The sequence below is a fragment of the Aquimarina sp. genome, from assembly GCF_977115655.1.
Genome location: NZ_CDSBKO010000101.1, coordinates 1 through 11,084 on the forward strand (window position 1 = coordinate 1; position 11,084 = coordinate 11,084).

Annotated in this window: 8 protein-coding genes; 4 read left to right on the plus strand and 4 right to left on the minus strand. The window is 33.9% G+C overall.

Going from position 1 to position 11,084, the window contains the following annotated elements; genetic code table 11:
* Positions 1 to 146 precede the first annotated feature (146 nt).
* The 4 genes from cas2 to ACZIYX_RS22890 form a co-directional block, all read right to left on the minus strand.
* Positions 147 to 494, minus strand: a complete 348-nt coding sequence (gene cas2 / locus ACZIYX_RS22875; RefSeq protein ID WP_027414300.1) for a CRISPR-associated endonuclease Cas2 — start codon at positions 492 to 494, stop codon at positions 147 to 149.
* The gene (gene cas1, locus ACZIYX_RS22880; RefSeq protein ID WP_462684594.1) at positions 487 to 1,383 is read right to left on the minus strand and encodes a type II CRISPR-associated endonuclease Cas1; all 897 of its coding nucleotides are present in this window, start codon (positions 1,381 to 1,383) and stop codon (positions 487 to 489) included. Before cas1 ends, cas2 begins: the two co-directional genes overlap by 8 nt.
* A 99-nt stretch (positions 1,384 to 1,482) precedes the next feature.
* Entirely contained in the window at positions 1,483 to 5,607 is a 4,125-nt protein-coding gene (gene cas9, locus ACZIYX_RS22885; RefSeq protein ID WP_462684588.1) for a type II CRISPR RNA-guided endonuclease Cas9, read from the minus strand.
* 941 nt (positions 5,608 to 6,548) lie between these two features.
* The gene (locus ACZIYX_RS22890) at positions 6,549 to 6,875 is read right to left on the minus strand and encodes a GIY-YIG nuclease family protein (RefSeq protein ID WP_462684589.1); all 327 of its coding nucleotides are present in this window, start codon (positions 6,873 to 6,875) and stop codon (positions 6,549 to 6,551) included.
* 1,335 nt (positions 6,876 to 8,210) lie between these two features.
* Between ACZIYX_RS22890 and ACZIYX_RS22895 the strand changes: the two genes are divergently transcribed.
* The 4 genes from ACZIYX_RS22895 to ACZIYX_RS22910 all read left to right on the plus strand — a co-directional run bounded on the left by ACZIYX_RS22895 (position 8,211) and on the right by ACZIYX_RS22910 (position 10,272).
* Complete coding sequence (locus ACZIYX_RS22895) at positions 8,211 to 8,843, plus strand: hypothetical protein (protein WP_462684590.1); 633 nt, start codon at positions 8,211 to 8,213, stop codon at positions 8,841 to 8,843.
* Positions 8,827 to 9,312 carry a helix-turn-helix domain-containing protein gene (locus ACZIYX_RS22900; RefSeq protein ID WP_462684591.1) on the plus strand — a complete coding sequence of 162 codons (486 nt, stop codon included), beginning with the start codon at positions 8,827 to 8,829 and terminating at the stop codon, positions 9,310 to 9,312. The genes ACZIYX_RS22895 and ACZIYX_RS22900 overlap by 17 nt, the downstream gene beginning before the upstream one ends.
* Before the next feature lie 123 nt (positions 9,313 to 9,435).
* Positions 9,436 to 9,684 (plus strand): hypothetical protein, encoded by a 249-nt coding sequence (locus ACZIYX_RS22905; protein ID WP_462684592.1) that lies wholly within the window; start codon positions 9,436 to 9,438, stop codon positions 9,682 to 9,684.
* 102 nt (positions 9,685 to 9,786) lie between these two features.
* Positions 9,787 to 10,272, plus strand: a complete 486-nt coding sequence (locus ACZIYX_RS22910) for a hypothetical protein (RefSeq protein WP_462684593.1) — start codon at positions 9,787 to 9,789, stop codon at positions 10,270 to 10,272.
* Positions 10,273 to 11,084 lie beyond the last annotated feature (812 nt).

Here is an 11,084-nt window from a genome sequence, read left to right on the forward strand (position 1 = left end):
TTAAAAAAGTCAAACCCTCGATATTTTAAGTTACACACTTAATGAAACAGTGTCATTTTTATATAGGATTCACAGGATACTTTTCATAAAAGACTAGTATCCTGTGTTTTATATGGGTTTTTAGGATTAAAAAATCAAGTGATCTATTAAAATAATTCTAACTGTTGTGATGGCTTTTCTGGTTCTACTTCCTTTTGACCATGAAATAGTTCGATCATTCCAAACTGTTTATCTGTTATTTGCATAATACCCACTTTTCCTTTTTTGGGTAGCGCATTCTTGGTTCGTTTAATATGTACTTCTGCATTTTCTCGGGAAGCACAAAACCGCATGTATATACTAAACTGAAACATCGCAAATCCATCATTCAGCAAGTTTTTACGAAACCGACTCGCTACTTTTCGCTCTATTCTTGTTTCTGTAGGTAAATCAAAAAATACTAATACCCACATACTTCTATATTGATTAAGGCGTGAAAAATGTTCTTCATTCATATTCAGGATATAAAATCTTGCGACCTGTCCCTAAAAAACATTCATACAAAGAATTTGTAGTTCTACTCATGGCTACCATAAGAGGACTCTTTTTACCATCAATTACCACATCTATTGCAGGTATTTGAAGTAATAAGGATTTTAAATCGCTAGATAATTCTTTATAATCGCTCGAGGTTTTTGTGATACTACATACCATAGCATCCACATAAATACGATACGGCTCCATAATATCATCTGCAAGACAAAAAACATTGTATTTATTATGATGAAAAATCCCAACAGATGGTAACATACCGCTACTTACTAATGCTCTGGCAGTAACTGCCCGTAAAATCGCATATCCGTAATTCAATAAATTATTTGGGGCTACACCTTTTTGGTTACGACTAAAACCCTCTATGTCAAATAAATTCTGAAAATAATAAGCAGCAGCGATAGCTTCATGATTTTGAGAATCCCCACTCTTTACCTCGGTTGCCCATCGTTTTAATTTTAATGCATTTTTACCAATTTTAGCCAGATGTACAGCTTGATTGTTTATTTTACTACTAATAGTTTGTTGCCATAGATTTTTTTTGAGTGGCAGACTGGCATTTAGTTGATGTCGTATACGCTCGGTTTGCTCACTGTGCCCGACCAGAGGTTGTAAAAAAGAACAAGGTAAATGTTGTTTGTCACAAGTGATCACTGCGGTTTTGTTTTGCACTAATTTCATTAAAAGACCATTGGTAATCGTAATTTGTGGATCTTCCAGAACTATATATCCCAAATCTTCAATAGGGATAGAAACTTCTGTTTTGTCTTTATCCGGAAAATTGACTACCAATTGTTCACTTCTGGTATTAAGATATGCAGGATTGCCAAAAAAAAGGGTGCGTTTAATCATAACTTTAATCCACATTGTGGAGTTTAATTCTTCGGCTTGCTTCAAAAACAAAATATATTTTCATAAGCATACCTCGTGAGGGTACTCCAAGGTTGTTTATTATTCTCCTACTTGAACGATTTCTCCTAGATGATTTAATCTAATTTTCTGTATTGTATTTAATTTATCCAGGCTTCTAATACTATAATAAGTAATGTCTTTCAATTCTTTACTATCTACTAACTGGGTTTCTAAATGATGACGAAACACATAGTTTTTGGTCGAAATTTTTTGAACACGAAATAAGTTACGAGCTATTATAGGTATATTATCAGGATCCAGTAGATCTACTTCTAAAGGATTAAAATCCTCAGATGGAAAAACAAACATTTCATTTTGTTTCATTGTAAAAAGAAGGTTCCATCCTTTTTCATGCGTATTTTTAATAATGGATTCTCCAAGGTTTTTTCTTGCAACAGCCTCATAAAACGAAACAACTTCTTCATGCAAATTATTTTTTTCGTCTCTGTAAATAGCTACATGGTGATTATTGCCTGTACTTATATAATCTACAGCTATTGGTTTATTATTGGCATCTACTATTTCTTTGCCATGATGATCTTTTGCGTGATGTAAAGGTTCTGCATTGGCAACTCCTGTTATTTTAACAGATTTAATAACAATTCCTTTTTCTTTGTTAAACCAAATAGGATGGTCTTCTAAGTTAGAAAAAGCTTCTTTTGCATTACCATTAAAAAGGGTTAATCGCTCCAGTAATATTTTTCTTATTCCAAGATCTACCACCTTATGTATTGCTTTTGCATCTTTAAAATTATCCGGAGTGATATCTTTGCGAATAGTAAATTGCGATTGTAACGTTTTTGTTTTTACGATTTCAGGAACCTTATTGGTGGTATTAGCTATATAAACAGGGCTTTTGATCGGGCTATTTTTACCTGCAAAGGCTTTTTTAGCATCATTTTCATGATCTTTGAGTCTTTTTTGTAACGCCTCTCTATAGTTTGGATTTGTAACAGCTTGTATTTTATGCGCATCAAATGTAGCGTTGATTTTTTCTTCTTTGATTTCATAAAAATGGGATCGCCCATAGATGGTTTCTTTATGCAACTGCCCTCTGGGGGTAAGCTCTGTCTTGGTGATAAAATTGCCTTTACCTTTTACTTTGATTTTGTTTTTATTAAGCGTTACTACTTTGTTTTTTGCCTTGTGTGAGATTAGTATAGTCTCCAGATGTTTTTTAGATTCTTCCCGTATGTTTTCAAAAGGTTTTTTAAATTTTCTTCCTCCGTCACCATTTCTATAGGTATATTTTTGCTCAATACCATATATATTACCGTCTTTGTCTCCTTTAGCATTCATATTGTTTAGATACTGTATGTATGCAGGTTTTGTAAAAGCAACGGTTATGGCATCCATGGCATGATGTCTGTGATCATTACGTTTTGTCCAGTCTTTTATACGAGGGAGTTCTTTTCCTTTTTTGTTTTTTTCATAGTAGGTAAGCCCTAAAGCTGTATACGTATCCCATGTTAGTTCTTGCAATACATGTATCAATTCCCAATCGGATCTTAACTTGGCTGTAATGCTTCCTGAGGTAGCGTGTACATTTCTGCTTATTTGCCGTAATATTTCAGAAGCTTTTCTGGCAATGTATGCAGAGTTACCCAGATCCCGATTTAAAAAATCATCAGGAATATCTGCTTTGGTCATTAAGAGTTTTTGTCGCTTTCCGTATGTAATATCCTTTTTAGAAAAAATTTCCTGTATTCGGGACTCAAAATCACTTAACCAACCTTTTCGCTCACAATAATCGTAAGCAGTTTCGTTTCCCTTTTCCAGATTTACATCTCTTAATTCTAACGTTTTATTCGAAAAGGAATCATCAAACAATACCGATTGCGGTATAATATGTTCTACATCAAACTTATTAGTAAACAATTCTTCTGGTTTGATATAGGTTCCAGAATACAATGTTTTAAATCCTACAGATTTTAATTCCAGATATAATTTATACTTTATCAAGTCTTTTCTGCTTACATACGGTAATCCAAATTCTTTTTTTATGGTATTTCGATACGCTTCATGCTCTCTGGTTGCTCTTGCTATAGAGGTAGTCATATCTTTACGTTGTGCAGCAGTTTTTTTAAGTTCCCGTGCTAATTCGACCCTTATTTCATCAGGTCTTCCCATATCAGGATGAGCGATTATAGCATTTACGACATTGATCATCTGATTCAATATTTTTTCTACTACAGGATTTCTTAAGGAATTCTTTTTTAATATCTCTATAGAGTCCGATAAAGAACGGTTTTCATTTTCCTCTGCCGTTAAGGAGTTAGAATGATTGTATCCGGCAAGGCTACAGGCTTGATCATAAGTATGTCCACTTTCTAAAAACGGATATATCTTTCGCAAAGCTCTAACACTTAAATTTCCGTAATCTTGCTGAAAAACAACAGAAGTCAATAACTTGGTATGTGTTTCTTTAAAACCAAAATTAGTTTGTAGTTTCTCTCTTAGGCTTTCTACTCCTGTTTGGGATTTATCCTCTTCATAGGAGTACAACAGGTGCCATAACTCATAAGCAGGTTGCTTGCTAAATTCATTACCAGAGATATACATGTCCAAAGCCAAAATATTTGGATCAATACCAATCTCTTGTAAACATGTTTGCATATTTTTTAACAGGATTGGTGCTTCCGTTTTTTCATGCTCTATATTATTGTACCCTTCTATTTCTACTATTTGGAGATATATTTTTAAAAGAGTTGCTTGTGTTCGGTTTCCTTCTATTTTTTCAAAATTTACCTGCCAATCTTTGGGCGTATTCGATGATCCTTCAAAAATCCATTTTAGGAGTTGTGCAGATGACCAGGAGTCTTTGATGTTTAGCTCCTGAAAAAGTAGTTGTTTGGTATCCTCTTCAAGGATAAACTCTTCTGTTGGGTTATCTTTTTTGGTGATTCTAATGGCATTGATATTCTGCCAAACTTTTGCTTGCTGAAATACGGGAGAAGACTTTGGGGCAACCCTAGATCCTATATTTTTCTTTTTTTTTAAACCATCTACCCATATTTCTTTTTCTTTTCCTTCTAGCTCACAAATATTTATAAGACCTTTTTGAGATTTTAATTTTCGTTGATAAAAAATAGTAATATCACGTAATGATTTTCTGATTTCTTCTGTGAGTTCGGGATAATGTTTAGATTGTTCTTTCCATATAGCATCAAATTCATCCATATAATCCTGCCTGTAGAATACCTGATTTTTAATAGGTTTGCCCGGATTTTCTTTTAGGAAATTATATTGAAATTGCCCAACCGTAAGATTATCAAAAAAAAGTTCTTTACTTCGGTCACTAATAGCTCCTAAATACCCGCTGGATTGATGGATTTGATTATTAATTTCGATAAGTACAAAAGCTAATTCTCGTATGTCTATTTTTTCTGATACCCCTTTGTTTCTCCATTCGTACTGTTCCAGTTTTTTATTTTTCCCTTTGTTTTCTGCTTTATCAATACCCAGTGTTTTTTTTATATAACTTTCTGTTTGAGTTTTGTTCTTTCCTGTAAGATTTTCTTTATGTTCCTCCTTTAAGATTTCTGGATAAAATTGTTTCTGAAACTTCCATATACTATCCAATTCATTTTGAAGGTCGGATCGATAATAATCTGGTAATTGTTTTTTACCATCTACCAATAACTGATAAGAATATTGTCCAGGAGTTAGGCTTTTGTTGTGTAATTCTTTAGCAACACTCATGCCATCAATTATTTGACCTTCTTCGGGATTATTGGCTTTTCTGCTACTTTTATATCCCCTCTTTTTATTTATCATTAAAAGTACTCTTGCAAAATCTTGCTTAGAAATTTTTTGAACAGGTGCTTTTGCCCGTAAAGCATAAGTACTATGCGTAGAATCCCCATCTTCTGATAGGAATTTTATTTGATCCAAAAACTGTATTTCTTTTAAAATTTGAAGAACAGCTTTTCTTCTCTGTTTATATCTCTGTAGATTTCTTCGAGCTCCTCTTTTTAATGTTCTGTCGGCATTGCTTGTAATACTATCCCCTTTTTTAAAATCTTGCTGTTCATCAGTGCTTAAAGGGATTACCCTAACCCCCGTTTTTATAATCGATGATTTTTCTGTACTGTCTTCCGCCTCATTTACAAAAGCCCAGCCTATAGATGTTGTTCCTAAATCCAGCCCCAAAATTTGTTTCATAAGTGATATATTTATTTGAAAAGTAAGAAACCTAAACGGCTTTTAATTATGGATTTCCGTATTTTTTATAAAAATCATCAGTTCTGAGGATAACCAAATAAATAGGTAAGGAGGTTTGTTAAAACTTTTTTAATACAAAAGTTACACCGATAAAATTATGAATATTAAATTGAAAGCAATTCACAACTAGATAATAAATCAATAAAATGATTATTTATCTATATTAATCGATGTAACTTATATGTATGTGGGAATGATATTTTGTAGCTAATGAGACTACTTCAATATTCTCCAACTCTAATGTGGTTTGATTTATTTTTAATCACACACAATGCAAATATATAAAAAATATATTATTATCTATGGTTCGTGTTATTTTTTTTAAAAAATAGAATTATGAAATTCTAAGTCCACAATTTTTTTGTTCTATTTTTTTGTTTACTTTTATAAAACAATTTTGAAAGCAATTCACAATAAGGATTATTCCGTTGTGAAAACATTTAAAGCGGTCTTTACAGATCGCTTTTTTTTATCGACTTTTTTTTGAGCCAGTCAATAGGGGAATACAATCTAAATGGTAGTATGATCCGTAAATGGTGTAAATCTTATAAACAAGATTCAAGCAGTTTTACAAATACTTCTACACTATCAGAAGAGCAAAAACGTATTAAATTACTAGAAAAAGATCTTAGGGATATAAAGTTAAAGCGCGTGATATCTTAAAAAAGGCGGTAAGCATCCTTTGCGTGAGTGACAAGTGAGGTTCTCGAAGCTCACCCTTCGAGTCACCTCAGGGTTCGGTTCTCTGACATACTGGGAGCTGAGGCTCTCGAAGCTCACCCTTCGAGTCACCTCAGGGTTCGGCTCTCTCACATACTGGGAGCTGAGGCTCTCTGACATACTGGGAGCTGAGGTTCTCGAAGCTCACCCTTCGAGTCACCTCAGGGTTCAGGGATATCAGGATTTGTGTGGATTGAGGTACTCGAAGTCCCATCTATATCTCGATATGCTTTTGATAATCCTGGCAGGGTTTCCAGAGCCCCTCTCATCAATGCTTCTTTTTTAGCTCGGGACCACCCTTGTACTTGTTTTTCTCTGTAAAATGCAGTATCGATGCGATTATACTGTTCATAGTATAATAATTTTACAGGCAATCGCTTTTTAGTATGATTAGCTCCTACTCCTTTTTGGTGCTGTGTTAATCTTTTTTGTAAGTCTTTAGTACTACCAGTATAGTAGCTACCATCATTACATTCTAAAATATACATATAACCAATCATGATCTTAATTACATTTATTTGTTAAATATTGAATACGTATGCTTTTGTTCTTGCTTCCCACCAACTCACCCTTCGAGTCACCTCAGGGTTCGGTTCTCTGACATACTGGGAGCTGAGGCTCTCGAAGCTCACCCTTCGAGTCACCTCAGGGTTCGGCTCTCTCACATACTGGGAGCTGAGGCTCTCTGACATACTGGGAGCTGAGGTTCTCGAAGCTCACCCTTCGAGTCACCTCAGGGTTCGGTTCTCTGACATACTGGGAGCTGAGGCTCTCGAAGCTCACCCTTCGAGAACCTCAGGGTTCGGCTCTCTGACATACTGGGAGCTGAGGCTCTCGAAGCTCACCCTTCGAGAACCTCAGGGTTCGGCTCTCTGACATACTGGGAGCTGAGGCTCTCGAAGCTCACCCTTCGAGTCACCTCAGGGTTCGGCTCTCTCACATACTGGGAGCTGAGGCTCTCTGACATACTGGGAGCTGAGGTTCTCGAAGCTCACCCTTCGAGTCACCTCAGGGTTCGGTTCTCTGACATACTGGGAGCTGAGGCTCTCGAAGCTCACCCTTCGAGTCACCTCAGGGTTCGGCTCTCTCACATACTGGGAGCTGAGGCTCTCGAAGCTCATCCTTCGAGTCACCTCAGGGTTCGGTTTGTTTTTTTTAAAATTATGGTACAAGTATACTGTATAAAAGTTTCATTTTTTGACACTTGTGTTTTTTTAAGAAAAAAATATTATTTTAAGTAGGTAGATTTTACAAACAATAGGATTGTAGCAAGCAAATACACCACATTTTGTATAAACAGTTTGGCAAACAGCATACAGGGCTTACACCATTATATACAGATGGGCAACCAAACAAATGGTAAAACAAGTGGGGATACACCAAAATTGTAACTGAGCTATAGCGTGGTTTATGGGATCCCGTAAGTAAGTATTGTTTCAAAAAAAAATATCATTTTTTTTGAAATTTTGGTGCTTTACAAAACACTTACTATCAACACAATACTATTGTTTTGTTGCCACAAAATCAGTTGTTTACGGGTAAACCGTATTTAGAAAAGCTATCTTCTTTACTATATTTGATTGTTTTTAAAAAATAAATATTAAAATATAATTAGACGGATTATACTATTAATACATAGTACCACCCCAAATCCCTCTAACACAATAAAATCAATTATCATTTGGTAAAGGATAGTCTTCTTATTTAATAGTATTTTAGGGTAACAAACCTTAAAATATATTAAAAATGAAAAATTCTATTATTTTGCTAAGTATGCTACTTTTAATCTGTATAAAGTAACTGTGAAAATCAAGAACTAAAAGATGAAACAGGAATCGAAATTGACCAATCTGAAATTTATGAAGTTGATCCAGAAGAAATTGATAGACCAGGGGATCAATCAAGAGGCAATTAATAATCAATCTCCTTTGTTAAAAGTATTTGCATCATTATTGGTAATCTTATCTGGTTTGATATTGTTTTCAGATAAGGTTACTACTTTTGGTCTTACTGAATCTTACGGTTTCAAGAGCACAAAAACATTTATTTGGGTGATTACTCAAACAATTTCACCACTTTTACTTTGTTGTGGAGGTATATTAAGACCATATAAGATATCATACTCTGCTCCAATATACTTTTATTTCATACAACTATATTGGGTTTTTAATGCAAAAGAACTTGGACTGGATGATGTACTTCTTCATGTGTATGCATTAGGATTTACTATAGCTGTTTTTATCACTTTACTTTTTGTTAGTATTTTATTCTATCTAATTAAAAAAGTTAATTCATCACAAATAGAACACCTTAAAAATACCATTCGCGGTTTTTTTACTTTTATGTACAAAGATGCAGAGGAAAAACAATTGATTCATCCAGAAAAGAGCTTGGATTTTAGAAAAATTAGATTAGAGTTAACCAATAAGGCGGTAGAAAATGAGCAAGAAGGATAATCTAAAAAAACTACGCGAGTCTGGTTTTTTTCCTAATGAGTTTATAGAAATCTATGAAAAAGATTATGGTAATGTAACTATTGAAGAAAAACAAAAAAAAAGAATTTTTCTTATACCTAAAAGTACTTTAGAAAAGAATTTAAAAAACCTACAGTGTTTTGAAATGAATAAAAGCTTTTTGAATACTAATATTAATTTGTATTCTCTTGCATCAGATTTAAAAACTAACAGTAAATATCTTTCAAAAACGATTAATATTTACAAGAAAAAAACCTTTACCCAATATATTAACGATCTTAGAATAGAGTATCTAATTGAAAAATTAAATACAGATAAAACGTTCAAAAACTATACTATTCAAGCAATTGCTACAGAAATAGGTTTTAATACTCCTAATGCTTTTTCCAGAGCTTTCTTTAAAAAAACAGGAATGTATCCATCAGAGTATATCAAAGAGTTGGATTCCTAAATTTTAAATATTATACTAATACGTTTTCAAGGAAAACGAACTTCGCTTTTACCGAATTGTAACTACTACCCTTTGTTATTACCCTCATTATGCCTTTACATTTGAACCAACAAAATGTATCGCATGGAACCTTACTCAAACTATAATCAAAACGAATTCTTTACCGATATAATTGAAGCTTTGCATATGAAAGCAGACACTTTTATGTACAATTTATCGCATCATAATCCTTATGAAATGCTATTGTATGTTTGGATTTATAAACTCTATAACAAAAAGAAATCTATAGAAGAAGCCACACAGCTTATTTATAAAGCCCGAAATATCCTTTTGCTACATAGTAGTCAAGCATTTTGTAATACCCCACAGTAAAGATTAAAGAAAAATATCACTCTGTTTGATTATTTGTGAGGCACGGGCACTCTATACAAAAGAAAACCAAGAACTATTTATAAATCATTTTTAAAACATTTTATGAGAGACATTATCCAAGATTTATTGACTCAAGAGGAGAAAGAAAAAGCAGTACAACTAGTTACCGAATTAGAAACTATATTTTCTAGCAAACTATCAGCATTAACCGAAAAAGAAAGAAGAGATTACAAAGCTATTAATGAAAAGAATAAATTATTTGTAAATAAAGTTTGGGATTATCGCCAGCATAGTGGCAGTTTGAGTTCCCCAGATGTAGATTGGGTAGAATTTGAAAAAGATTATAAAGCCAGAGTGTTTGCAGAAAGCCTTTTGGGTCGTATAGAAAGTTTAGCCTATCGTTTAGAAAGCACTAAAATACTACATGATTATGATAATTATCAAGATTCCTTAAATGATTATGCATATTCACAATATAGTAAAGGAGCAGGAAAAGCAGGGTTTACAGAAAAAGTAGCCGAATTAAAACAGTTTTTTGCTCGTACCAAGAGTACTCCAACTATAGATTCTGGATCAAGTCCAGAATGAAAAATAAATGTATTTAACCCAAAAGACCTTCCTGTGCGTCAAAAAGACGTTCCGTTTAACACAAAAGACGAAGATTTTAATTGCCTTAGCTAAAATTTTAGCTTTCAAAGTAAAAATTTCAACTCTTCTTCTTAAAATTTTAAAAGGGTAGCTTAAAAATAAGATGAGCTTAGTGAAACACTTCGTCAAAAAGACGCGTGAGAGGGTTAAAAAGACGTTGCAGAAGGTCTTTTTAGTTAAATGGAATATACTATCGGTTAAAGCTTTAATTAAAAAGATTAAAAATTGTCAAAATAGGTGGGGTAAAAGGAATCGCGGGGGTAATCTGCTACTTTAGTTAAGTTGAGTTTGTGTAATCAAAGCCCCGTGCTTAAGGATTGCTCCCGCAGCCTTTTACTATTAAAAACAAAAATCTATTGGAATACCAAAATCAAACAATAGATGGGAGTTACATACGAGTAGAGTGTATGTACTATTTCCTAACAAAGGTGTCGGGTATGGGCGGTAATTCGTGAGTGCCTTATTTTATAAAATAGAGTACGCTTGGGGAAGTGTTTTTCTTTTTATAAGCAAGTACCACTCATTCTCATCGGGTTGCCAAAGTACCCAGATGTCTTTGTGTTATGCAGTTGGATGTTGGGGGTCGGATGTCGGAGGTCGGAGGTCGGATGTCGGAGGTCGGAGGTCGGATGTCGGATGTCGGATGTCGGAGGTCGGGGGTTGTAAGAGGTTGGGAGCTGTTCTTTGCATCTTTGAGTCTTTGAATCTTTGAGCCTTTGCATCTTTGAGTCTTTGAACCTTTGCATCTTTGA